Below are 21,572 nucleotides of genomic sequence, written 5' to 3' on the forward strand. Positions count from 1 at the left end.
CGGGTGGCTTAGGCTCGAGGGGTGAGCAGCTCGACCCCCGACCACGACGCCCCGGCACCCGACGGCGCGGCTCCCGACGCCGAGACGTCGGTGGAGCAGGACGCGACGACGCCCGCCGACCGGACGGCGGGCGCCGCGCGCGACGCCGAGGAGCCGCAGGACGTGACGCTGCTGGTGGACCCGGAGCGTGTCCGCCGGGCGCCCAAGTACCCGGTGTTCCTGTGGATGGGCGCGCTCGTGGGTGCCGTCGTCGGGCTGATCTTCTCGACCTGGCTCATCGACGTCTCCGGTGCCGCCGAGACCCTGATGAAGCCCGGCGTCTACGTGTCGGTGACGATCCTCGGCGGGATCGCCGTCGGCCTGGGCGTCGGGGGACTGATCGCGGTGATCTCCGACCGGCGCAGCCTGCGCCGTCGCTGACCTGTCCGCGCAGGTCGGCCGATCCGGCTCCTGTGGGATACTCGGATCATGCCCTTGCGCCCTGACGGCCGCCTGAACCATGACCTCATGCCCGGCGAGAAGGGCCCCCAGGACGCCTGTGGCGTCTTCGGGGTCTGGGCCCCCGGCGAGGAGGTCGCGAAGCTCGCCTACTTCGGCCTGTACGCCCTGCAGCACCGCGGACAGGAGTCCGCCGGCATCGCCACCAGCAACGGTGAGCAGATCCTCGTCTACAAGGACATGGGCCTCGTGTCCCAGGTCTTCGACGAGACGGCGCTCGACGCCCTCACCGGTCATCTCGCGGTCGGCCACTGCCGGTACTCCACCACCGGTGGCGTGACCTGGGAGAACGCCCAGCCGACCCTCGGGGCCACCGCGGGCGGCACGGTCGCCCTCGGCCACAACGGCAACCTCACCAACTCCGCCGAGCTCGTGAACCTCGTCGCCGAGCGCTACGGCGCCCAGCGTCGCGGCGAGCTCGCCCGCGGCAACACCACCGACACGGCGCTCATCACGGCGCTCCTCGCCGGGGACGCCGACCACACGCTCGCGCAGACCGCGCTCGAGGTGCTGCCCCGGCTGCGGGGCGCGTTCTCGCTCGTCTTCATGGACGAGGGCACCCTCTACGCCGCCCGCGACCCGCAGGGCGTGCGCCCCCTGGTCCTGGGCCGCCTGCAGCGCGGCTGGGTCGTCGCGTCGGAGACGCCGGCCCTGGACATCGTCGGCGCCTCCTACGTGCGCGACGTCGAGCCGGGCGAGCTGATCACGATCGACGCCGACGGGCTGCGCTCGGAGAAGTTCGCCGAGCCGGAGCGCGCGGGCTGCGTCTTCGAGTACGTCTACCTCGCCCGCCCCGACAACACGATCAACGGTCGTTCCGTGCACGCGTCGCGCGTCGAGATGGGCCGCACCCTCGCCCGGGAGCACCCGGTCGAGGCGGACCTCGTCATCCCGACGCCGGAGTCCGGCACGCCGGCGGCCGTCGGGTACGCCGCGGAGTCGGGCATCCCGTTCGGGCAGGGCCTCACCAAGAACGCGTACGTGGGCCGCACGTTCATCCAGCCGTCCGACACCCTGCGCCAGCTCGGCATCCGCCTCAAGCTCAACCCGCTGAAGGAAGTGATCCGCGGCAAGCGGCTCGTCGTCGTCGACGACTCCATCGTGCGCGGCAACACGCAGCGGGCCCTGATCCGGATGCTCCGCGAGGCGGGCGCGGCCGAGGTGCACGTGCGCATCTCCTCCCCGCCGGTGAAGTGGCCGTGCTTCTACGGCATTGACTTCGCGTCGCGCGCCGAGCTCATCGCCAACGGCCTCAGCCCCGACGAGATCGGCCAGTCCCTGGGCGCCGACTCCCTCGGCTACATCTCGACCGAGGGCATGATCGCGGCCACCGAGCAGCCGGCCTCCCAGCTGTGCGCCGCCTGCTTCACGGGCAAGTACCCGATCGAGCTCCCCACGGCCGACCAGCTCGGCAAGCACCTGCTGGAGCAGGCCGAGCTGCCGCTGGGAGCCCCCGAGGACGGGCTCAGGCAGGTCTCCGTCGGTGCCGGTGGCGGCACCGCGCTCGACCACCCCTGACCCGCAGCCGACCGACCGGCTGACCGACAGCCGACCGACACAGCCGACGAACGGTGAGCATCACGTGACGAACGAACCCCTGACCTACGCCGCGGCCGGCGTCGACACCGAGGCGGGCGACAAGGCCGTCGAGCTGATGAAGGACGCGGTGCGCCGCACGCACGGGCCCGCCGTCCTCGGCGGGGTGGGCGGGTTCGCGGGCCTGTTCGACCTGTCGGCGATCCGCGAGTACCGCAAGCCGCTGCTCGCGACGTCGACGGACGGGGTCGGGACCAAGGTCGCGATCGCGCAGGCGCTCGACAAGCACGACACGATCGGCTTCGACCTCGTCGGCATGGTCGTGGACGACATCGTCGTGGTCGGCGCCGAGCCGCTGTTCATGACGGACTACATCGCCACCGGCAAGGTCGTCCCCGAGCGCGTGGCGGACATCGTGCGCGGCATCGCGCAGGCCTGCGAGGTGGCCGGCACGGCCCTCGTGGGCGGTGAGACGGCCGAGCACCCGGGCCTGCTCGCGCCGGACGAGTACGACGTCGCCGGCGCCGCCACGGGCATCGTGGAGGCGGACGCCGTCCTGGGGCCGGAGCGCGTTCGCGCGGGCGACGTGCTCGTCGCGATGGGCTCGAGCGGCCTGCACTCCAACGGCTACTCGCTGGTCCGCGCGGTCGTGAAGCACGCGGGCTGGTCCCTGGACCGCCATGTCGAGGAGTTCGGCCGCACCCTGGGGGAGGAGCTGCTGGAGCCCACCCGCGTGTACGCGCGCGACGTGCTCGCGCTCGCCGAGGACCCGGCCGCGCAGGTGCACGCCGTCACGCACGTGACGGGCGGCGGGCTGGCCGCGAACCTCGCGCGGGTGCTGCCCGCGGGCACCGTGGCGACCGTCGACCGCGCCTCCTGGGAGGTGCCCGCCGTCTTCCGCACCGTGCGCGAGCTCGGGTCCGTGCCGCGGGGCGACCTGGAGAACACGCTCAACCTCGGCGTCGGCATGGTGGCGGTCGTGGGCGCCGACGGCGTCGACGCGGCCCTGGCGACGCTCGCGGCGCGCGGCGTGCCGGCCTGGGTGCTGGGCTCCGTCGAGGACCTCGACCCGGCCGCGCCGGCGGAGGACCTGGTGGCCGGGACCAAGGGCGTGCACGGCGGCGCCGTCCGCCTCACCGGCGACTACCGCTGACGTCCCGGCGCGGGGGAGGGCGACCTCCCCCGCGCACGACCCCACGCATGACGAAGGGCCGGACGGCTGCTGCCGTCCGGCCCTTCGCGCGCCGCGTCAGAACCCGTGGAGCACGGGCCTGGCGCTGGGGAGCTCAGCGCTCGTCGCCCCAGGCGTTGTATCGGTTGTCGTACTCGTCGTCGTCGGAGAAACGATCCTCCGTCGCGACATCCGTGCGACTGCCTCCGCCGCCCTTGAGCTCCTGCTCGAGCGCGTGGTAGTTCGTCTCGGGGCTGTAGTACTTCAGCTCGCGAGCGACCTTAGTCTGCTTTGCCTTCTGACGGCCGCGGCCCATGGCTGAGACCCCCTCAACGTAGGAGCGGGGCTTGCGCCGTCCGTGACGGCGGCCCCGTGCGTAAGTAGTCTGTTCAGACCCCAACGGTACATGCTCGCGCGCCATTCCCTCCACTCCGCAGCGCGCGCCGGACGCATCGACGGACGTCGGAGCGGGTGATCCTCGTCAGATCGTGTCTCAGGTCACGAGACCGACCGGTGCGAAGTGCGGTCGGAAGCCCGGCCGACGCGGCAGATCGGACGGACGGGGACGACTCCGTCCATGCGGGACGTTCCGGACGATTTCATCCGGCTCCCAAGTCGCCTCAATCCCGCTTTCTGCACACAATGGATGAGCGAGACCGTGTCCGCACACCGGGCGCCGCCCGGGCCGGTCCGTACAGGAGGTGCAGGGGATGTCGCTCCACGGAGACTCCGAGGTTCTGCTGACGCCTGCCGAGGTGGCCAGCCTGTTCCGCGTCGACCCGAAGACCGTCACCCGCTGGGCGAAGGCGGGGAAGCTCTCGTCGATCCGCACGCTCGGCGGTCACCGACGCTACAAGGAGTCGGAGGTGCGAGCGCTGCTCGGCGCCGCCTCCGAGGAGGCGACGCCGGACAAGTAGGCCCCCGAGGGGGCAGGCCTGGACCCCGAGGGGACAGGCCGCGCGGTCGCGCGGACCGCGCTCAGTGGCGCCGGGCGCGGACGACGGCGATGACCACCAGCGCGAGCCCCGCCGCCGCGGCACCCAGGAGCACCTGGGCGTTGCGCTTTCGCCGCGCGTCGGTGGCGGGCAGCCCGCCACCCGTGACGAACGTGCCGGCGTCGCCGGCGGCCTGCTTCGTCGCCCGCGCGAACTGGTTCGCCTGGTACTTCGGCGACATGCGCGTCGCGAGCTGGTCGAGGGTCGCACCGAGCTCGGCACGGGTGCGGGCCACCTCTTCCTCGAGCTCGCGGGCCGTGGGGGCCGGGGTCTTGTTCTCGGGCGTCGTGGGCTCGGTCACCGGCGCACCCCCTTCTTGATCGTCTCCACGTCCTCCTTGACCCGGTCGACCGTCTCCGGCCGGCGGGCCGCCTTCTTCAGCTGACCCACCGCGATCGCCACGGCGATGCCCGCGACGAGCAGCATGGCGACCCCGACGACGAGCGCCGAGAGCCACAGCGGCCAGACCGTGGCGAGTCCGGTGATGCCGGCCCAGATGAGCACGCCCACCGCGTAGAGCACGATGACCAGTGCCGCGGCGACGAGCCCCAGCCCGATGCCGGAACGCTTCGCCTTCTCGGCCATCTCGGCCTTGGCGAGCGCCACCTCGGCGCGCACCAGCCGCGTGGCCTGTTCCGACAGCTGCTCCACGAGCCGTCCCATGGAGGGTGGCTGCTCGACGGGCGGCGTGCGTCCGTCGTCCCAGTCCGTCATCGGCTGCTCCGATCCTGCGTGAGGTGATCGTCCGTGCGGTCCCACTCAACCCGTCCCTGCTGGTCCAGGCAATTCCTGGCACAAAACGACGAGACCCCCACGCCCGGGGCGTGGGGGTCTCGATGGTGGCTCCGACCGGCGTCGATCCGGTGACCTTTCGATTTTCAGTCGAACGCTCTACCAACTGAGCTACAGAGCCTGGACACGAACGCCCGGGCGCCGTTGCCGACGAACCGGGCGCATCATGCGCGACCCTGACGGGACTTGAACCCGCGACCTCCGCCGTGACAGGGCGGCGCGCTAACCAACTGCGCTACAGGGCCATGGTGAGGAGAAGACTCCCACCGAGGAAGCTCGTTTCGAGCCGAGAAGAAGCGTACCCCATGCTCGCCGGGATCTTGAAATCGGATCCTGACCAGCGCAGATGCGCCGTTTCGCAGGGCTTCCGGCGGTGCCGGCGTCCCCACGGACGTACCCCCAACGGGATTCGAACCCGTGCTACCGCCGTGAAAGGGCGGGGTCCTAGGCCGCTAGACGATGGGGGCTGGACCCGGCAAGCATACCCAGCCGTCCGGGACGGTCCGTGCCTGCCCGTTCCTGCCCGTTCCCGTGCGTGGGCGAGGATGGTCCCCGTGGTGGAGATGACGCGCGAGGAGTTCGAGGACGCCGTCCGGGACGGCCTCGACCAGGTCCCGGCCGACCTGGCGGCGATGATGGACAACGTCGTCGTCCTCGTGGAGGACGACGCCCCCGCCGACGACCCGGAGCTGCTCGGGCTGTACGAGGGCGTGCCGCTCACCGAGCGCGGGCAGTTCTGGGCCGCGGGCTCGCTTCCCGACCGGATCACGATCTACCGCAACCCCACCCTCGCCATCTGCGACACGCGCGACGACGTCGTCGAGGAGGTCGCCGTCACCGTGGTGCACGAGATCGCCCACCACTTCGGCATCGACGACGACCGGCTGCACGAGCTCGGCTGGGCCTGACCGGCGGACGACGACGGACCCGCGACACGGTGTCGCGGGTCCGTCGGTCGTGCGGTTCGGGGCAGGCTCAGAGCGGGCGGTACTCCCAGTGCCACGCCTCCGGCTTGCGGCCGTCGGCCTGGGCCCAGTCCGGGTTGTGCCAGCCGAACTTCGCCGCGTTCGCGACCAGCCACTGGTGCCGGGCGCTGGAGCGCTCCTCGACGCCGCCGTTGATGTCGACGGCGATGCCCCAGCCGTGGTCGGAGTAGCCCGGCACGGCGGCGAGGTAGCCGCGGCTCGCCTTGACGGAGACCTGCGACGCGTACGACCGGTAGGAGTCGCGGATGTGCAGGTGCTCGCCGAAGTGGGCCTGGTAGGCGGCGTCGAGGCGCTCGAGCTGCTCGGCGGCGTCGCGGCGCAGGGACTCGCCCGGCGCGAAGGACAGCCCCTCGAGGTCGGCGGACGCGAGGCGACCGTTCTCGTACCCGTCGGTGTCGTCCGCGAACTTCTTGAGGGACCCGGCGGCCTGGCGGGCCGCCGAAGCCTGCGCGTCGAGGACCTCGGCCGGCGTCGCGGGCGCGGGCGTGATGCTGATCGCGCTCGTTTCGGTCTTCTCGATCAGGGTGGTGAGGTCCTCGGTCGCGTCCGCGACGTCGCCCGCGTCCTGCGCGCGGACGTCCAGCGCGGTGCGCTCGCCGGCGCGCGACGCCGCCTCGCCGCCGGAGCGGTCGGACACGACGTCGCGCAGGTGCGCCGCGCTCTTCGCGACGGCCTTGCGCTGCGCGGCCGGGATCCCGCGGGTCTCGGTCGTCACCCGGTCGGCGTGGGCCAGGGCCTGCTGGGCGGCGGTGAGCGCCTCGTCGCCGGACGGGGTGACGCTCGTGGCGGCGCGCTCCGACGTGCCCTGTTCGGCGTCCGTCTTCGCCGTGCCCGTGCCCGTGGCCGTGCCCGTGGCCGTGCTCGCGGTGCCCGTGCTCGCGGTGCCCGAGCCGACGGCGCCCGACGTCGCGCCGGCGGCACCTGACAGCCCGGGCCGCACGATCGCCGTCGTGGCCGAGGCGGCCGTGGAGACGGTGCCGAACGTGCCGGGCCCGATGGTGCCCACCGACGACGAACCCGGGTCGGTGGAGGCTGCGGTCCGCGTCTCCCCGGAGGCCGAGGAGTTGCCCGTGAGGACCACCCCGGTCGTCAGCGCCATCACGGTCAGGGCGACGGGGACGCCGGTGCGCACGGTGCGGCGTCCGAGGCGCGGCGTCGTGGGGCGGGGGGCGGGCTCCGCGGTGCGGAGGCCGGCGCGGCGCGGGCGGGTCGGGTGGTGGATGTCGCGGCGCCGGGGCAGCGGCGCAGGGGCGTGCTCGGTCGTGTGCTCGGTCATGCGGAAGGTCCTCGGGGGTCGGGAGCTCGAACCTGTCGGGAGCTCGCACCGGACGGAAGCTCGTTCCATCTTCAACCGTCTCTCCGGGTGCTCCGGGCCAACGAGGGGACCAGACGACACGAATCCCGTGCGGGCCGCGAGGACGAGATGTGAAGGACGGGACATCCCGGCGCATCCCCGCCCGGGCCCGGGCGCGCCCGGGCCGCGACCGGGCCGCGACCGGATGGTGGGACGCGCCGTCCCGCGCGACCTCGCCGCCGGGCGCGCCGGGCGCCCGCGCCCCAGGATGCTCGGATGACCTCAGCACCCGTGACCGTCGCGGTCCACCGCGCCGTCAGCCCCGACCGTGTCCCCGAGGTCACCGCCTGGGTGCAGTCCGGGGTCCGGCTCGCGAACCGCTGGGACGGCTTCCTGGGCTCCGGCTGGATCCGCGCCTCCGAGGGAGGCTCGGACTGGATCATGCTCTACCGGTTCGCCGACGCCGCCCGGCTGGAGGCGTGGGAGGAGTCGACGGAGCGGCGGCGCTGGCTCGCCGCCGGCGAGGGGCTCGTCGAGGAGCGCCGGGTGGAGCGACGCACCGGCATCGAGGGGTGGTTCGACCCGCCGGTGCGCCAGGACGAGCCCGCCGGGCCCCCGCTGCTGGCCGCGCCGCCCCGGTGGAAGCAGTCCGTGGCCATCTGGCTCGGCTTCTTCCCGGTCAACCTCGCGTTCACCGTGCTGATGGGCTGGCTCGTGCCGCCCTTCGCGGAGCTGCACGTGGTGCCGCGCGTGCTGGTCTCGACGCTGGCGCTCACGCCGATCATGTCGTTCTGGGTGCTGCCCTGGGTGACGGGCCGCCTGTCGGGCTGGTTGCACGCGCCGCGGCGGTGAGCCGCGGGCGGGCGTCAGCCCCGGGCCGGGGCGGTGGCCGTCTCGAGCCAGTCGCGCAGCGCGGCCGGACGGTCGGTGATGATGCCGTCCACGCCCGCGTCGGTGAGCGTGCGCCACGCGGCCTCGTCGTTCGCCGTCCAGCCGAAGACCCGCAGCCCCGCGGCGTGCGCCGCCGGGACGAGTTCCGGGTCGTCGGCGACCAGCGCCACCGCGGGGCTGACGGCCGCCGCGTCGAGCTCGGCGAGCAGCCCGGGCAGGTCCGCCCGGGGGTGCTCCACCAGCAGGGACCGCGGGACGCCCGGCGCGACGTCGCGCAGGGCCGCGACCGTCACCGGGTCGAAGCCCTGCACCACCAGCCGGCCCTCGAGGCCCGCGCCGTCCAGCACGCGCATCGGCACGGCGAGGTCCTCGGCGGACCAGCGTCCCTTGAACTCGCAGAGGATGCCGAGGCCCGGGTGGCGCTCGACGAGCGCCAGGACCTCCGTGAGCGTGGGGACCCGCTGACCGGCGAACTTCCCGTCGAACCAGGACCCGGCGTCGAGCGCCTGCAGCTCGTCCCGGGTGAGGCTCCGCACCTCGCCGGTGCCGTCGGTCGTGGCATCGACCGTGCCGTCGTGGATCACGACGGGGACGCCGTCGGCGCTGAGGTGGACGTCGATCTCGATCATCGCTGCGCCCGCCTGCCCGGCGAGGTCGAATGCCGCCGGCGTGTTCTGCGGGGCGTCGGCGGAGGCGCCGCGGTGGGCGATGACGGCGGGGTAGCGAGTAACCACGTGGGCCCCCAGGGGCTCGAACCCTGAACCCGCGGATTAAAAGTCCGCTGCTCTGCCAGTTGAGCTAGAGGCCCGCCGCCGTCCGCCCGGAGGTCGGTCGCCGGCTGCGGACAGCGTACGCGGGGCCGCGGGCGCCGCAGACGCGTCGTGACCTGGACCACTGTCGGAGCGACGCCCGAATGGTCACGATCTGGTCACGGAGGGCAACCTATCGACGCGGCGGGACGGCTGTCACGCGGGGTCTCACCCACCGGGAGATCTCGTCCCGATCGCGTCTCATCGTTGCGTCGGGCCCGCCAGGCTGTTTCGGTGGACGGGTTCGCAAGGACCGACGAGAGGAGCGTCCATGCTCACCGTGACCGACAACGCCCGTACCGCCGTCGAGGACCTGGCCCAGCAGGCAGGAGTGCCCGACGAGGGCGGGCTGCGGATCGCGCAGTCCGCCGGCCAGCCCGGCAACTTCGAGCTCGCGCTCGTCCCGGCCCCGCAGCCCGACGACCAGGTCGTCGACGAGGCGGGAGCCACGCACGTGTTCGTCGAGGCGCAGGCCGCGCCGGCCCTCGACACCCTGACCCTCGACACCGACCCTGCCGCGCAGGGTCCGGGATTCGTGCTCACGCCGCAGGCGTGACGTCCGGGCGGGTGCCCGGCGCGTCGACGACGCACCCACCCGTCTGACCGGTCCTCCGACGGCCGGGTACGGAGCTCGCTCCGTGCCCGGCCGTCGTCGTCCCCGGACCGGGCCGCCGGAGGTGGCGCCCTGGGCGAGGGTGCGTCATCGTGTGGTGCCGCGACCCTGCGGCACCGACGGAGGTGACCCGTGCCCGACCTCGCCCGCGCCGCTCGACGCTCCTCGCGCAGCGCGAACGACAGCCCCGCCCTGAAGACCCTCGCCCGCGCCGGCTACGTCGCCTCCGGCGTGCTGCACCTGCTCCTCGGGTGGCTGGCCGTCCGCCTGGCGTTCGGCTCCGCGCAGGGCGACGCGGACCAGCAGGGCGCCCTGCGCGAGCTCGCCGCCGCCCCGGGCGGCGCCCTCCTGCTGTGGCTGACGGCGGCGGGGTTCGCCGGCCTCGCCCTCTGGCAGCTCACCGAGGCGGTGGCGGGGGTGCCTGCCACGGACACCGCGAAGCAGCTCGGAGCCCGCGCGAAGGCGGCCGCGAAGGCCGTCCTGTACGGGGCGCTCGCCGCGACGTCCGTGCGGGTCGCCACCGGGTCCTCCGGCGGCGGGTCGGAGGAGGGGCTCACCGCCGACCTCATGCGTGCCCCCGCCGGCCGGTGGCTCGTCGCGGTGGTCGGGGTCGTGATCGTGGGGGTGGGGGTCTTCCACGTCGTCAAGGGCTGGCGCAGGTCGTTCCGCGACGACCTCCGTACGTCCGGGAACGGGGCGGTCGTGCGGCTGGGCCAGGTCGGCTACGTGGCGAAGGGGATCGCGCTCGGCGTGCTGGGGGGCCTCTTCGTGGCGGCCGCGGTCACGGCGGACCCCGAGAAGGCGGGCGGGCTGGACGACGCGCTGCGCACGATCAGGGAGCAGCCGTTCGGGGTGGTGCTGCTCGTCGCGACGGGCGTCGGCATCGCGGCCTACGGGGTCTACTCGTTCGCGCGGGCCCGGTACGCCCGGCTCTGACCTGCCGGCCGGGCTGCCCTGACCGTCAGGCCGCGGGCTCCACGATCCACGTCGCGCCGAGCAGCAGGCAGCCGACCGTGACGAGCAGGAAGACCACGACCCAGAGCATGCCGGTCGTGCGGGTGAGCGCGGCGAGCTGGTCCGCGTCGGACCTCCGCGCCCGCCCCCGGGACCGCTGGGCCTGGAGCTCCAGCACCGGGCGCACCGACCCGATGAGCAGGAACCAGGTGACGGCGTAGGCGACGGTCGCCTGCGCGGCGGGCTCGAGCCACCACGAGACGGCGACCAGCGCGGCGCCCGAGACGAGGATGGACCACAGGCCGAACCAGTTCCGGATCTTCAGCAGCAGCAGCGCCAGCAGCAGCACGAGCAGCCACAGCAGCCCCACCGCGTAGCCGTGCCGCAGCAGCCAGGCGGCGCCGAGGCCCGTCAGGCCGGGGCCGACGTAGCCGGCGAACGCCGTGACGACCATCCCGAAGCCGCGCGGCCGCCCCGCGGACACCGTGAGGCCCGAGGTGTCGGAGTGCAGGCGGATGGCGTCGAGGCGCCGCCCGGTGACCATGGCGGCCACGGCGTGCGCGCCCTCGTGCGCGATCGTCACGACGTGCCGCGCCACCCGCCACACCGGCGTCACGAGCACGACGGCGAGCGCGGCCAGTCCCGCGGCCAGCACCACCGCCTGCGCCGGGGGCGGCACGGGGGTGGTGGCGGCCGTCCAGATCTGCGTCAGCACGTCGCCGACCGTCCCGAGGAAGTCGTCCACGGCGGCCATTCCACCACGTGCCCCTGGGAGCCCCTCCGGCCGCGCGCCCGCCGCGGCAGTTTCCGTTCGGCGCGGCAGTTCGAACTGCCGCCGCGAGCACGGACTGCCGCGCCGAGCGGGCGGCGGACCGCGGCGTGCCTGTCGACCCGGGCTCCCGTCGTGAGAGACTGGGGGCAGGTGGCTGCGCGTTGCGCGCCCCGCGTCGTGGAGATCCCCCCCGGATTACGTGCGGCGGACCCCGACCCCGACGTCTGAGACGTCCGAGCCCGAGAGGCCCCATTTCTTGTCTACCTTCGCCGACTTCGGCCTGCCCACCCCTGTCGTCCGTCAGCTGACGGAGCAGGGCATCACCACCCCGTTCCCCATCCAGACGGCGTCCCTGCCGGACACGCTGGCCGGCACCGACGTGCTCGGCCGCGGCCGCACCGGCTCCGGCAAGACGCTCGCGTTCTCGCTGCCGGTCGTGACGCGCCTGGCGACGTCCGCGGCGCAGGCCGCCGCCGCGGGCCGCCCCCGCCGCCGTCCCGGCCGCCCGCGCGCGCTCGTCCTGTGCCCGACGCGCGAGCTGGCCAACCAGATCAACGCCACGATGGAGCCGCTCGCGAAGGCCCTGGGCCTCGTGACCACCACCGTGTTCGGCGGCGTCGCCCAGTCCCGCCAGGTCACGGCGCTCAACGCCGGCGTCGACGTCCTCATCGCGTGCCCCGGCCGCCTCGAGGACCTGCTCGGCCAGAAGCACCTCACCCTGGACGACGTCGAGATCACCGTGCTCGACGAGGCCGACCACATGGCCGACCTCGGCTTCCTGCCCGGCGTGAAGCGGATCATGGACCGCACGCCCACCGTGGGCCAGCGCTTGCTGTTCTCCGCGACGCTGGACAACGGCGTCGACGTGCTCGTGAAGCGCTACCTCAAGAACCCGGTGACGCACTCGGTGGACGAGGCCGCCGCGCCGCCGCCGCAGATGACGCACCACATCCTCGCCGTGTCCGACGCCGACGCGAAGAAGCACGTGGTGCACGAGCTCGCGTCCGGCACCGGCCGCCGCGTGCTGTTCACCCGCACCAAGCACCAGGCGAAGAAGCTCGCCAAGCAGCTCACCGGCGCCGGTGTGCCCGCCGTCGACCTGCACGGCAACCTCGGGCAGGGGGCGCGCGAGCGCAACCTCGCCGCGTTCTCCTCGGGCGACGTCAAGGTGCTCGTCGCCACGGACATCGCCGCGCGCGGCATCCACGTCGACGACGTCGAGCTCGTCGTGCACGTCGACCCGCCGGCCGAGCACAAGGCGTACCTGCACCGCTCGGGCCGCACGGCCCGTGCCGGGTCGGGCGGCGACGTCGTGACCGTGATGCTGCCCGAGCAGCGCGGCGACGTCCGCGACCTCACGCGCAAGGCGAAGATCGACGCGCGCCCGCAGCCGGTGGCCCCCGGCGACGCGACCGTCAGCGCCCTGGTGGGCGAGGTCGCGCCGTACGTGACGCCGCCCGCCCCGGCGGCGCCGCAGCAGCCGCAGCGCCGCAAGGGCGGCGGTCAGTCGCAGGGTGGCGGCCAGCGCGGTCGCGGCTCGAGCGGCGAGGCGCAGCGCGGACAGGCGCAGCGCGGCCAGCAGGCCCAGCGTGCGCAGGGGCAGCGCCCCCAGGGCCAGGCGGCGTCGTCGGGCGGCCACGCCCCGCAGACGGTCCGCGCTGACGGCTCGGCGCCCGCGCGCCGTCGTCGCCGTCGTGGCGGCCGCGGCCGTGGCCAGGGCGGGTCGGCCCCCGCGGCCTGACGGCCCCACCGGAACAGCGGCGGGCCGGGCACGGTTGAGCACGACGGAGGTGTCAGATGACGTACGAAGTCACGAAGTCCGACGAGCAGTGGAAGGTCGAGCTGAACCCGCAGGAGTTCGCCGTGCTGCGGCAGGCGGGCACCGAGCGGCCCTGGACCGGTGAGCTGCTCGACGAGAAGCGCGTCGGCGTGTACCGCTGTCGCGCCTGCGACAACGAGCTCTTCCGGAGCGAGACGAAGTTCGACTCCCACTGCGGCTGGCCGTCGTTCTACACGCCGCTCGCCGGCGACGCCGTCGAGCTGCTCGAGGACCGGTCGCACGGCATGGTCCGCACCGAGGTGCGCTGCGCCCGGTGCGGCTCGCACCTGGGGCACGTCTTCGACGACGCGCCGCAGACGCCGACCGGGGACCGGTTCTGCATGAACTCGTTGAGCCTCACGTTCGAGCCGGCCGAGGCCTGACCGCCCGGGCCCGGGGCCGCCGTGCGGCCCCGGGCCGAGGGCACGGCTAGGGTCGGTCGGGTGACCGATCCCGCGCCCCTCGCGCCCGGCGCCGCGGCCCGGACCGCCGCGCCGGCGCCCGTGCCCGACCACCTCGTCAACCTGCGCGACGTCGCGACTGCCGCCCCGGGCCTGGTGCCCGGGGCGTTGCTGCGCTCCGACGCGCCGCGGTCGGGCGACGTCCCCCCGGGCGACGTCGCGTGGCCGCCGCGCACGGTGCTCGACCTGCGCGACCCCGGGGAGAACGGGGAACCCCACCCGCTGGCGGGCACGGCGCGCGTCGTGCCGCTGCCGCTGCTGGACGGCACCGCGATGGAGGGCGCCACGACCCCGGCGCCGGTGCCCGGGCTCGGCGAGCTCTACCTGCAGATGCTGGACGGTGCGGGCGCCACGCACCTCGTGGAGGCCGTGGGCCTCGTCGCCACGGCCGAGGCACCGGTCCTCGTGCACTGCACGGCCGGCAAGGACCGCACCGGCGTCACGGTCGCCCTGGTGCTCGCCCTGCTGGGCGTGGACCGGGCGGCGATCGTCGCGGACTACGAGCGGACCGGCCCACGGATGGCGCAGGTGCTCGCTCGCGTCGCGGTCACCGCGAACTACGCCGTCCCGGACGCGCACGTGCTGGCGAAGCTGCCGCCCGAGCTGGTCACCGCGCCGGGCTGGGCGATCGCGACGGTGCTCGACCGCCTCGCGGAGCACGACGGCGGCGCCGCCGGCTGGTTCGTCGCGCACGGCGGCGACCCGGCGACGCTCGACGCGCTACGGGCCCGCCTCCTGGCCGGCTGACGCGGCTGGCCGCGGCTGACCACGAGCACGACGCCCGCCGCCGGGCACGGGTCAGGCCCGCCAGGACGGGTGTCCCGACGGGCCTGGAGACCGGCGGCGGCTCAGGAGCGCGTGTCGCGCCAGCGCACGAAGTCCTCGGAGTACCGGTGCAGCAGCGTGGCGAGCTGGGCGACCTCGGCCTCGTCCCAGCTGCCGAACGCGTCCTTGTACATCTCGATGCGGCGGTCGCGGGCCTTCGCGAAGCGCTGGGCCCCGTCGGTGGTCAGGGTGATCCGCTGGCCACGGGTGTCCTCCGGGTCCACCTCGCGGTGCACGAGGCCCAGCTCCACGAGCCGGCTCAGCTGACGCGAGACGGTGGCGCGCCCGACGCCGAAGTGGGCGGCGAGGTCCGACCCGCGGATCCCGGGATGGGAGTCGATGTGCGCGAGGATCGGGTACGCCGAGGCCTCGAGCTCGGGGTGCACCCGCCGGGCGGTCTGCGCCGCCGACGACTGGGCGCGACGGATCAGGACCCGGATCTCGCGTTCGAGAGCCCCGAACGGGTCGGTGGCCGGGTCGGGCAGGGGCTGGGCGGCTGCGTCGTGCATGCGCCCATCATGGGGCTTCGCCGGGGCAAACGGGAGTGCCGTAGCAGGCGAAGTTGCGCCCGGACGGGGCCTCAGCGGGTGAAATCGGCCCCGTCCGGGTGCTCCGCCGGTGTCAGGCCCGCTCGGCGATGGGCGCGGCGGCGGGCTGCTCGGCCGCCTTCTCCTCGTCGAGCACCTGCTCGATGCCGGAGCGGTGCCCCAGCGGGATCTCCTTGATGAAGAGCACCGCGATGAGGGAGACGACGGCCATGGGGACGGCGTACAGGAAGATCGTCGTGATGCCGTCGGCGTAGGCGCCCTCGACCACGGTCTGCACCGGGGCGGGCAGCGACGCGAGGTCCGGCACGGCGCCGGAACCGGCGCCCATGGCGTCGGAGGCGATGCCGAGCTTCGCGAGGCCGGTGGACAGGTCCGTCTTGATCTGCGCGGCCATCACGGCGCCCAGGGCGGACACGCCGATCGCGCCGCCCAGCGAGCGGAAGAACGCGACGCCGGAGGTGCCGGCGCCCATCTCGTGCACGTCGAGGGTGTTCTGGGTGGCGAGCACCAGGTTCTGCATCAGGGCACCCACCGACAGGCCCAGCCCGAACAGGTACACGGAGATGAGCACGAAGCTCGTGTCCACCTCGATGGTCGACAGGCCGAACAGCGAGGCGGTCAGGACGACGGCGCCGCCCACCATGATCGCCTTGTACCGGCCGGTGTTCGAGATGATCCGGCCGAGCACGATGCCCGCGAGCATCGTGCCGACGACCATCGGGATGGTCAGCAGGCCGGACTCGGTCGGCGTCTTGCCGCGCGCCAGCTGGAAGTACTGGCTGAGGAAGACCGCGGTGCCGAACATGGCGACCCCGACGGACGCGGAGGCGACCACCGCGAGCACGAACGTGCGGTTCTTGAACAGGTGCAGGGGGATGATCGGCTCGGCGGCGTGCTTCTCGACGAAGCCGACGACGACGAGCGCCACCAGGGCGCCACCGACCATCGCGGCGGTCTGCCACGAGAGCCACTCGAACTGGTCGCCGGCGAAGGTGACCCACAGGAGCAGCAGCGCGACGGCGACGGCGATGAGGCCGGCGCCCGCGTAGTCGATCTTCACCTCGCGCTTGGCGAGGGCGGGCAGGTGCAGCGTCTTCTGCAGCACGATGAACGCGGCGACGGCGAACGGGACGCCGACGAAGAACGTCCAGCGCCAGCCGACCGAGTCGGTGAGCACGCCGCCGAGCAGCGGGCCGCCGATCTGCGCGACGGCCATGACGCCGCCCATGAGGCCCATGTACTTGCCGCGCTCGCGCGGGCTGATGATGTCGGCCATGAGCACGGTGGCGAGGGCCGTGAGGCCGCCCGCGCCGATGCCCTGCAGGGCGCGGAAGCCGATGAGCATCTCGATGTTCTGCGACAGGCCCGCCGCGGCGGCGGAGACCACCGTGATGGCGAGCGCGACCTGCATGAGGACCTTGCGGTTGGTCAGGTCGGCGAGCTTGCCCCACAGCGGGGTCGTGATCGTCATCGTCAGCAGCATCGCGGTGACGACCCAGGTGTAGGAGTGCTGGGAGCCGCCCAGCTCGCTGACGATCTTCGGCAGCGACGTCGAGACGATGGTGGTGGCCAGCAGCGAGACGAAGACGCCGAGGAGGATGCCCGAGAGGGCCTCGAGCACCTCGCGGCGGGTCATCGCCGGGGCCGGGGTGGCGGAAAGGTCCGGCGCGGTGGGCGCCGGGCTGGGGGACTGACTCATCAGGCGGAAATCTCCTCCTGCGCGGTGGCGCGGTCGTGGGTCGTGGTAAGGGCGGCCGCGACGCTGCGGATCCGGGAGATGGCGTCGGCGAGATCGTCGTCCGACCAGTCGGAGAACGACTCGGAGACGAGGTCGTCGATGCGTTCGAAGGACGCGTCCGCGAACTCGCGGCCGGCGTCCGTCAGGGCGAGGTAGCGGGCGCGCCGGTCGTCGTCGTCCACCGTGCGCTCGACGAGGCCGGCGTCGACGAGGGCGCTGATCTGGCGGCTCGCGACCGAGACGTCGACGCGGAGCTTGGCGGCGACGTCGGTGATCTGGACCCGCCCGCACCGCGTGAGCAGGTGCAGGGCCCCGAGGCCGGCTCGAGGGAGGTCCAGGTCGCGGGCCACGCGCATGGCGGCCTCGCGCTGGGCGCGGGAGAGGTCCTCGAGCGTCTCCACGAGCTCACGGGCCGCGGTGCGGGCAACGGGCATGGCAGGGCCTTTGCTGAAAGGGGGGGGGTGGGTGCTCGGGGCCGAGCGGCCGGAGCGGTGCGGCCCGCGAGGGCGGGCCGAGTTGTTGCAGGGTGCAAACATACGCCTGGTGCTTGCAGCAAGCAAGTGTCCTGGTGAGGACTTCACCCGGTGCACGACGGCGGCCCGCGACCCTCGGGGAGAGGGGCGCGGGCCGCGTTGCTGGGGCCGGGGCCGGGGTGCCGCGGCGGGCGCGGGTCAGGCCCGCTTGTAGGCCTCGCCCGCCATGTCCTCGAGCTCGACGCCCTTCGTCTCCGGGATCTTGCCGAGGACGAAGAAGAACGACAGGGCGGCGAAGACCGCGTACATCAGGTACGGGATCGCCGGGCCGAACGCGTCGAGCATCGGCGGGAAGGTCAGCGTGATCGCGAAGTTCGCGATCCAGTTGGCGGCGGCGCCCACGCCCAGCGCGGCCGCGCGGATCCGGTTGGGGAACATCTCGCCCAGCAGCACCCACATCAGCGGGCCCCACGTGGCGCCGAAGAAGACGACGAACGCGTTGGCGCACACCAGCGCGATCACGCTCCACGGGGCCGCGAGCGTGATCTCCTCCCCGCTGCCGCTCGCCTGCGTGAAGGCGATGGCCATGAGCCCCAGGGAGACGGCCATGCCCGCCGAGCCGATGAGCAGCAGCGGACGCCGGCCCACCTTGTCGATCAGCGCGATGGCGATGAACGTCACGGCCACGTTCGTGACCGCCGTGATCGTCGAGACGAGGAACGCCTGCGACTCGTCGAAGCCGACCGCCTGCCACAGCGTCGTCGAGTAGTAGAAGATCACGTTGATCCCGACGAACTGCTGGAAGATCGCCATCACGATGCCGACCCACACGATGGGCTTGAGCCCGAACCGGTCGCCCTTGAGGCTGCCCAGCTCGGCGTTCTCCTCGTCGACGGCGATCGAGCGGCGGATCTCGCCGATCCGGTCGTCCGGATGCTCGTCGGGGCCCAGCACGGACGCCAGGACCGCGCGGGCCTCGTCGTCGCGGTCCTTCGTCACGAGATAGCGCGGCGACTCGGGCATCCGTAGCGCGAGGATCCCGTACACGGCCGCGGGGACCACGGCGACGAGGAACATCCACCGCCAGGCCTCCCAGCCGAACCACAGCTCGTTCGCCGCGCTGCCGGCCGCCGTGGCGAGGATCTGGTCGGACAGCAGGGCCGCGAAGATACCGACGGTGATCGCGAGCTGCTGGAGCGACCCGAGGCGCCCGCGCATCGCGGCCGGGGCGATCTCCGCGATGTACGCGGGGGCGATCACCGACGCGATACCGATGCCGACGCCGGCCATGAACCGCCAGATCGCGAGGTCCCAGGCGCTCCACGCGATCGCCGACAGGATCGACGACACGAAGAAGAGCACCGCGCCCAGCACCATCACGTGCGTGCGGCCCCAGCGGTCGGCGAGCTTGCCGCCCGACCAGGCGCCCAGCGCGCAGCCGAGGAGGGCGACCGCCACGACGAGCCCCGTCACGGTCGAGTTGAGGTCGAACTGGCCCTCGATCGCGTCGACCGCGCCGTTGATGACCGACGAGTCGAAGCCGAAGAGGAAGCCACCCACCGCCGCCGCGAAGGCGAGGGCTGTGGCCTTCCGGTGGGCGCTGTGCGCCGCAGACCCTGGTGCTGGGCTCGTCATGATCGTCCTCGCTCCGCTCGGCATTCCTGACGTTTCTCGATGCTAGGTCGGGGCTCGCCTGTCGGCGCGCTGAGCAGGTCGGACGCACGACCCGGACCTCGACCCGGACCTCGGCCCGGCCACCGGGGTGAGACTGGAGGGGTGAACGACGCACCCGAGCCACGCCGGCACCGCCGACCCGCCATGCTCGACCCGCAGACCGCCGAGCAGATCCCGGGATCCCTGGACCCCGCGCTGCGCGACGAGGTCGCGCACACCACCGCCCGCGCCGTCGTGCACCACGCGCGGGCCGCCGAGGACCCGGAGGTGGTGGACCGGCTGGTGCGGCTCGTCGAGCGGGAGGGGCTCGACGTCGTCGCCGCCCTGTGGTCCGACGCCGCGCCCGCGTCGCTGCCCGGCGCCCTGTGGCGGTTGTACGTCCTGCGCGAGTGGGTGCGCCGCGACGCGCGCACCGTCGGGCTGCGCTACCGCCTCGGCGTCGACGCGGCCCCCGTGCACGAGGCGGTCGCCGGTGTGCCCCGCCCCCCGGCGCCGGAGGACCTGCGGGCGCTCGCGGACGACGTCCTGTCTGGCGTCTACACCGGGGACCTGGCCGTGGCGCTGGAGCGGGCCGCGTCGTTCTGCCGCATCCTCGCCACCGGCGCCGCGTTCGACGCCGACGCCCGCGAGGTCGCCGACCCCGAGGGCGCGACCCGGATGACGCGTGGGGCGGCCGACCTCGTGCGCACCGCCGAGGAGCTCGAGCGCGCGGCGGCGGGCTGGCGGGCCGGCACGCTGGACTGACCCCGACCGCCGCGCCGCACGGGTCTGACCTGCGTGTTCGGAGCACGCCGACCGTCGGGCTTACGATGTTCGGGCGACGTCGGGCCGCGGTAGCCCCGGGCTCCATCTTCAGCCGCTACGAGCGGCCACGCGCCGAGAGGCGCTCCCGGTCCGGCGTCGCACCTCACCCGAGTTCCCGCAGCCGGCGGGGCGATCGTTCAGCGCGCGTTCAACTGGTCGCGCCAGGATGGCCACCTCTAGTCTGTGAGAGTCTCAGCGTCCTCGATCCGGGAGCCACACGTGCGCCTGCGCCTGACACCGCGCGACACGACCTATTTCGACATGCTGGCGACGCTCGCGCAGCACAACGTCACCGGGGCCGCGCTCCTGGCGGAGCTGCTCGGGGCGTCACGGCAGGAGCGCGAAGGCATCGTCCGTCGGCTCAACGAGGCGGAGCACGTCGCCGACGATGCCGCCCACTCGATCATGCGGCGTCTGAACCAGACCTTCGTCACCCCGTTCGACCGGGACGACATCTACGGCCTGGCCTCCGCGCTCGACGACTGCATGGACGCCATGGAGGAGGCCGGCGACCTCATCGTCCTGTACAAGGTCGACGAGCTCCCGCTGCGCGTCTCCGAGCAGGTGCAGGTGCTGCAGCGCTGCGCCGAGCTCACCGCCGAGGCCATGCCCCGGCTGCGCTCGATGGACCAGCTGTCCGACTACTGGGTCGAGATCAACCGGCTGGAGAACCAGGGCGACAAGCTGCACCGCGAGCTCATCGCGCAGCTCTTCGACGACACCACCGACCCGGTGCTGCTCATCAAGCTCAAGGAGATCGTCGACATGCTCGAGGAGGCCGCCGACGCCTTCGAGCGGGTCGCGAACATGGTCGAGACCATCGCCCTCAAGGAGTCCTGACCGTGGAGGTGGCGCTGGTCGTCCTCGTCGTCGCGCTCGCGCTCGGCTTCGACTACACCAACGGTTTCCACGACGCGGCCAACGCGATCGCCACCTCGGTCTCGACGCGGGCGCTCACCCCCCGCATCGCGCTGCTCATGGCCGCGGTCATGAACTTCGTGGGGGCGCTGCTCGGCACCGAGGTCGCCGAGACCATCGCGACGTCGATCGTGGACCTCCAGGACGCGTCCGACCACACCGCGCTCACGGTGATCCTGTGCGCACTGGTCGGCGCCATCGTGTGGAACCTCATCACCTGGTGGTTCGGCCTGCCGTCCTCGTCGACGCACTCGCTCATCGGCGGCCTCGTGGGCGCCGGGCTCGCGGCCGGCCTGCCGATCTACGGGCAGGCGATCGTCGACAAGGTCGTGCTGCCCATGGTGTTCTCGCCGCTCATCGGCTTCATCGGCGCGTACTTCGCCATGGTCGCGCTGCTGTGGATCTTCCGGAACGCGGCGCCCTCGCGGGTGACCCGCCGGTTCCGCCTGTCGCAGACGGTGTCGGCCGCCGCGATGGCGCTCGGCCACGGCCTCCAGGACGCGCAGAAGACCATGGGCGTCATCTTCATGGCCATCCTCACCGTCGGCTGGGCGAACCCGGACGCCGGCATCCCCCTGTGGGTCAAGCTCGCCGCGGCCGGCGCGATCTCCCTCGGCACGGCGTCCGGCGGCTGGCGGATCATGCGCACGCTCGGCCGCCGCATCATCGAGCTCGACCCGGCCCGCGGCTTCGTCGCCGAGTCGGTGTCCGCGCTGGTGCTCTACGCCAACGCGTTCATCCTGCACGCCCCCGTCTCCACGACGCACACCATCACCTCGGCGATCATGGGCGTCGGCGCCACCCGCCGCCTGTCGGCGGTGCGCTGGGGCGTGGCCAAGAACATCGGCGTCGCCTGGGTGCTGACCATCCCGGCCGCGGCGCTCGTGGCCGCCCTGACCACGTGGCTGCTGCACCCGATCCTCACCTGACCTGTCAGACGCACAGGACACTCCGGTGGGCTGAGCGTCTGACAACGTCGCGCGGCAGGGAGCCTGCCCCCA

Annotated in this window: 24 protein-coding genes and 4 tRNA genes; 14 read left to right on the forward strand and 14 right to left on the reverse strand. The window is 73.4% G+C overall.

Going from position 1 to position 21,572, the window contains the following annotated elements; all coding sequences use genetic code 11:
• The first annotated feature begins 21 nt into the window (after positions 1–21).
• The 3 genes from ACH436_RS17690 to purM all read left to right on the forward strand — a co-directional run bounded on the left by ACH436_RS17690 (position 22) and on the right by purM (position 3,187).
• Positions 22–420: a hypothetical protein gene (locus ACH436_RS17690; protein WP_430561511.1), complete on the forward strand. Its 399-nt coding sequence runs from the start codon at positions 22–24 to the stop codon at positions 418–420.
• A gap of 48 nt (positions 421–468) precedes the next feature.
• The gene (gene purF, locus ACH436_RS17695) at positions 469–2,016 is read left to right on the forward strand and encodes an amidophosphoribosyltransferase (protein WP_430561512.1); all 1,548 of its coding nucleotides are present in this window, start codon (positions 469–471) and stop codon (positions 2,014–2,016) included.
• Positions 2,017–2,080: 64 nt separating this feature from the next.
• Entirely contained in the window at positions 2,081–3,187 is a 1,107-nt protein-coding gene (gene purM, locus ACH436_RS17700; RefSeq protein WP_430561513.1) for a phosphoribosylformylglycinamidine cyclo-ligase, read from the forward strand.
• Positions 3,188–3,320: 133 nt separating this feature from the next.
• Here purM and ACH436_RS17705 read toward each other — a convergent pair whose 3' ends face one another.
• On the reverse strand, positions 3,321–3,521 hold the full coding sequence (locus ACH436_RS17705) for a DUF3073 domain-containing protein (protein ID WP_430561514.1): 201 nt from the start codon (positions 3,519–3,521) through the stop codon (positions 3,321–3,323).
• A gap of 394 nt (positions 3,522–3,915) precedes the next feature.
• Here ACH436_RS17705 and ACH436_RS17710 point away from each other — a divergent pair, with 394 nt between their 5' ends.
• The gene (locus ACH436_RS17710; RefSeq protein WP_079575713.1) at positions 3,916–4,122 is read left to right on the forward strand and encodes a BldC family transcriptional regulator; all 207 of its coding nucleotides are present in this window, start codon (positions 3,916–3,918) and stop codon (positions 4,120–4,122) included.
• A gap of 61 nt (positions 4,123–4,183) precedes the next feature.
• Here the strand turns inward: ACH436_RS17710 and ACH436_RS17715 are convergent, their stop codons facing one another.
• The 5 genes from ACH436_RS17715 to ACH436_RS17735 all read right to left on the reverse strand — a co-directional run bounded on the left by ACH436_RS17715 (position 4,184) and on the right by ACH436_RS17735 (position 5,459).
• Positions 4,184–4,501 (reverse strand): DUF3618 domain-containing protein, encoded by a 318-nt coding sequence (locus ACH436_RS17715; protein ID WP_430561515.1) that lies wholly within the window; start codon positions 4,499–4,501, stop codon positions 4,184–4,186.
• Positions 4,498–4,914 carry a phage holin family protein gene (locus ACH436_RS17720; protein ID WP_430561516.1) on the reverse strand — a complete coding sequence of 139 codons (417 nt, stop codon included), beginning with the start codon at positions 4,912–4,914 and terminating at the stop codon, positions 4,498–4,500. The genes ACH436_RS17715 and ACH436_RS17720 overlap by 4 nt, the downstream gene beginning before the upstream one ends.
• A 123-nt stretch (positions 4,915–5,037) precedes the next feature.
• Positions 5,038–5,113: transfer RNA gene (locus ACH436_RS17725), tRNA-Phe, on the reverse strand.
• Positions 5,114–5,163: 50 nt separating this feature from the next.
• Positions 5,164–5,237: transfer RNA gene (locus tag ACH436_RS17730), tRNA-Asp, on the reverse strand.
• Positions 5,238–5,386: 149 nt separating this feature from the next.
• A tRNA-Glu gene (locus ACH436_RS17735) sits at positions 5,387–5,459 on the reverse strand.
• A gap of 96 nt (positions 5,460–5,555) precedes the next feature.
• Here ACH436_RS17735 and ACH436_RS17740 point away from each other — a divergent pair.
• Complete coding sequence (locus tag ACH436_RS17740; protein WP_430561640.1) at positions 5,556–5,900, forward strand: metallopeptidase family protein; 345 nt, start codon at positions 5,556–5,558, stop codon at positions 5,898–5,900.
• Between the two features lie 67 nt (positions 5,901–5,967).
• On the opposite strand, the gene ACH436_RS17745 is transcribed toward ACH436_RS17740, so the two are convergent.
• Complete coding sequence (locus ACH436_RS17745; RefSeq protein WP_430561517.1) at positions 5,968–7,254, reverse strand: D-alanyl-D-alanine carboxypeptidase family protein; 1,287 nt, start codon at positions 7,252–7,254, stop codon at positions 5,968–5,970.
• A gap of 294 nt (positions 7,255–7,548) precedes the next feature.
• Here ACH436_RS17745 and ACH436_RS17750 point away from each other — a divergent pair, with 294 nt between their 5' ends.
• Positions 7,549–8,124: an antibiotic biosynthesis monooxygenase gene (locus tag ACH436_RS17750; RefSeq protein ID WP_430561518.1), complete on the forward strand. Its 576-nt coding sequence runs from the start codon at positions 7,549–7,551 to the stop codon at positions 8,122–8,124.
• Positions 8,125–8,138: 14 nt separating this feature from the next.
• Here ACH436_RS17750 and ACH436_RS17755 read toward each other — a convergent pair whose 3' ends face one another.
• Together ACH436_RS17755 and ACH436_RS17760 are read right to left on the reverse strand one after the other, a co-directional pair.
• Complete coding sequence (locus ACH436_RS17755; RefSeq protein ID WP_430561519.1) at positions 8,139–8,897, reverse strand: glycerophosphodiester phosphodiesterase; 759 nt, start codon at positions 8,895–8,897, stop codon at positions 8,139–8,141.
• A 1-nt stretch (position 8,898) separates the two neighbouring features.
• Positions 8,899–8,971, reverse strand: a tRNA-Lys gene (locus ACH436_RS17760).
• 272 nt (positions 8,972–9,243) lie between these two features.
• Here ACH436_RS17760 and ACH436_RS17765 point away from each other — a divergent pair.
• Both ACH436_RS17765 and ACH436_RS17770 read left to right on the forward strand, forming a co-directional pair.
• Complete coding sequence (locus ACH436_RS17765; protein WP_430561520.1) at positions 9,244–9,528, forward strand: Fe-S cluster assembly protein HesB; 285 nt, start codon at positions 9,244–9,246, stop codon at positions 9,526–9,528.
• A gap of 189 nt (positions 9,529–9,717) precedes the next feature.
• Positions 9,718–10,521, forward strand: coding sequence for a DUF1206 domain-containing protein (locus ACH436_RS17770; RefSeq protein ID WP_430561521.1), 804 nt, complete (start codon positions 9,718–9,720; stop codon positions 10,519–10,521).
• A 25-nt stretch (positions 10,522–10,546) separates the two neighbouring features.
• Here ACH436_RS17770 and ACH436_RS17775 read toward each other — a convergent pair whose 3' ends face one another.
• The gene (locus tag ACH436_RS17775) at positions 10,547–11,293 is read right to left on the reverse strand and encodes a M50 family metallopeptidase (RefSeq protein ID WP_430561522.1); all 747 of its coding nucleotides are present in this window, start codon (positions 11,291–11,293) and stop codon (positions 10,547–10,549) included.
• A 274-nt stretch (positions 11,294–11,567) separates the two neighbouring features.
• Here ACH436_RS17775 and ACH436_RS17780 point away from each other — a divergent pair, with 274 nt between their 5' ends.
• From ACH436_RS17780 to ACH436_RS17790, 3 genes are read left to right on the forward strand one after another with little or no spacing between them, the layout of a single operon-like run.
• Positions 11,568–13,052: a DEAD/DEAH box helicase gene (locus ACH436_RS17780; RefSeq protein WP_430561523.1), complete on the forward strand. Its 1,485-nt coding sequence runs from the start codon at positions 11,568–11,570 to the stop codon at positions 13,050–13,052.
• A 56-nt stretch (positions 13,053–13,108) separates the two neighbouring features.
• Entirely contained in the window at positions 13,109–13,513 is a 405-nt protein-coding gene (gene msrB / locus ACH436_RS17785) for a peptide-methionine (R)-S-oxide reductase MsrB (RefSeq protein WP_430561524.1), read from the forward strand.
• 60 nt (positions 13,514–13,573) lie between these two features.
• Positions 13,574–14,338 (forward strand): tyrosine-protein phosphatase, encoded by a 765-nt coding sequence (locus tag ACH436_RS17790; RefSeq protein WP_430561525.1) that lies wholly within the window; start codon positions 13,574–13,576, stop codon positions 14,336–14,338.
• A gap of 101 nt (positions 14,339–14,439) precedes the next feature.
• Here the strand turns inward: ACH436_RS17790 and ACH436_RS17795 are convergent, their stop codons facing one another.
• The 4 genes from ACH436_RS17795 to ACH436_RS17810 all read right to left on the reverse strand — a co-directional run bounded on the left by ACH436_RS17795 (position 14,440) and on the right by ACH436_RS17810 (position 18,810).
• Positions 14,440–14,925 (reverse strand): MarR family winged helix-turn-helix transcriptional regulator, encoded by a 486-nt coding sequence (locus ACH436_RS17795; protein WP_430561526.1) that lies wholly within the window; start codon positions 14,923–14,925, stop codon positions 14,440–14,442.
• 112 nt (positions 14,926–15,037) lie between these two features.
• Positions 15,038–16,663, reverse strand: coding sequence for an MDR family MFS transporter (locus ACH436_RS17800; protein ID WP_430561527.1), 1,626 nt, complete (start codon positions 16,661–16,663; stop codon positions 15,038–15,040).
• Positions 16,663–17,136 carry a MarR family winged helix-turn-helix transcriptional regulator gene (locus tag ACH436_RS17805; protein WP_430561528.1) on the reverse strand — a complete coding sequence of 158 codons (474 nt, stop codon included), beginning with the start codon at positions 17,134–17,136 and terminating at the stop codon, positions 16,663–16,665. Before ACH436_RS17805 ends, ACH436_RS17800 begins: the two co-directional genes overlap by 1 nt.
• Before the next feature lie 237 nt (positions 17,137–17,373).
• Positions 17,374–18,810: a sugar porter family MFS transporter gene (locus tag ACH436_RS17810; RefSeq protein ID WP_430561529.1), complete on the reverse strand. Its 1,437-nt coding sequence runs from the start codon at positions 18,808–18,810 to the stop codon at positions 17,374–17,376.
• A gap of 183 nt (positions 18,811–18,993) precedes the next feature.
• Between ACH436_RS17810 and ACH436_RS17815 the strand changes: the two genes are divergently transcribed.
• The 3 genes from ACH436_RS17815 to ACH436_RS17825 all read left to right on the forward strand — a co-directional run bounded on the left by ACH436_RS17815 (position 18,994) and on the right by ACH436_RS17825 (position 21,500).
• Positions 18,994–19,593 (forward strand): hypothetical protein, encoded by a 600-nt coding sequence (locus ACH436_RS17815; RefSeq protein ID WP_430561641.1) that lies wholly within the window; start codon positions 18,994–18,996, stop codon positions 19,591–19,593.
• A gap of 279 nt (positions 19,594–19,872) precedes the next feature.
• Complete coding sequence (locus ACH436_RS17820; RefSeq protein ID WP_430561530.1) at positions 19,873–20,493, forward strand: DUF47 domain-containing protein; 621 nt, start codon at positions 19,873–19,875, stop codon at positions 20,491–20,493.
• A 2-nt stretch (positions 20,494–20,495) separates the two neighbouring features.
• Entirely contained in the window at positions 20,496–21,500 is a 1,005-nt protein-coding gene (locus ACH436_RS17825; protein WP_430561531.1) for an anion permease, read from the forward strand.
• Positions 21,501–21,572 lie beyond the last annotated feature (72 nt).

The organism is Isoptericola sp. NPDC019693, assembly GCF_044389085.1.
GTDB lineage: Bacteria > Actinomycetota > Actinomycetes > Actinomycetales > Cellulomonadaceae > Isoptericola.

What these genes read in the sequence shown, in the direction of transcription:
- ACH436_RS17765 (WP_430561520.1), top strand. Translation starts at nt 9,244, where the DNA reads ATGCTCACCGTGACCGACAACGCCCGTACCGCCGTCGAGGACCTGGCC.
- ACH436_RS17815 (WP_430561641.1), top strand. Translation starts at nt 18,994, where the DNA reads ATGCTCGACCCGCAGACCGCCGAGCAGATCCCGGGATCCCTGGACCCC.
- ACH436_RS17745 (WP_430561517.1), bottom strand. Translation starts at nt 7,254, where the DNA reads ATGACCGAGCACACGACCGAGCACGCCCCTGCGCCGCTGCCCCGGCGC.
- ACH436_RS17810 (WP_430561529.1), bottom strand. Translation starts at nt 18,810, where the DNA reads ATGACGAGCCCAGCACCAGGGTCTGCGGCGCACAGCGCCCACCGGAAG.
- ACH436_RS17720 (WP_430561516.1), bottom strand. Translation starts at nt 4,914, where the DNA reads ATGACGGACTGGGACGACGGACGCACGCCGCCCGTCGAGCAGCCACCC.
- ACH436_RS17805 (WP_430561528.1), bottom strand. Translation starts at nt 17,136, where the DNA reads ATGCCCGTTGCCCGCACCGCGGCCCGTGAGCTCGTGGAGACGCTCGAG.
- ACH436_RS17775 (WP_430561522.1), bottom strand. Translation starts at nt 11,293, where the DNA reads ATGGCCGCCGTGGACGACTTCCTCGGGACGGTCGGCGACGTGCTGACG.
- ACH436_RS17800 (WP_430561527.1), bottom strand. Translation starts at nt 16,663, where the DNA reads ATGAGTCAGTCCCCCAGCCCGGCGCCCACCGCGCCGGACCTTTCCGCC.
- purF (WP_430561512.1), top strand. Translation starts at nt 469, where the DNA reads ATGCCCTTGCGCCCTGACGGCCGCCTGAACCATGACCTCATGCCCGGC.
- ACH436_RS17795 (WP_430561526.1), bottom strand. Translation starts at nt 14,925, where the DNA reads ATGCACGACGCAGCCGCCCAGCCCCTGCCCGACCCGGCCACCGACCCG.
- ACH436_RS17740 (WP_430561640.1), top strand. Translation starts at nt 5,556, where the DNA reads ATGACGCGCGAGGAGTTCGAGGACGCCGTCCGGGACGGCCTCGACCAG.
- ACH436_RS17705 (WP_430561514.1), bottom strand. Translation starts at nt 3,521, where the DNA reads ATGGGCCGCGGCCGTCAGAAGGCAAAGCAGACTAAGGTCGCTCGCGAG.
- msrB (WP_430561524.1), top strand. Translation starts at nt 13,109, where the DNA reads ATGACGTACGAAGTCACGAAGTCCGACGAGCAGTGGAAGGTCGAGCTG.
- ACH436_RS17750 (WP_430561518.1), top strand. Translation starts at nt 7,549, where the DNA reads ATGACCTCAGCACCCGTGACCGTCGCGGTCCACCGCGCCGTCAGCCCC.
- ACH436_RS17710 (WP_079575713.1), top strand. Translation starts at nt 3,916, where the DNA reads ATGTCGCTCCACGGAGACTCCGAGGTTCTGCTGACGCCTGCCGAGGTG.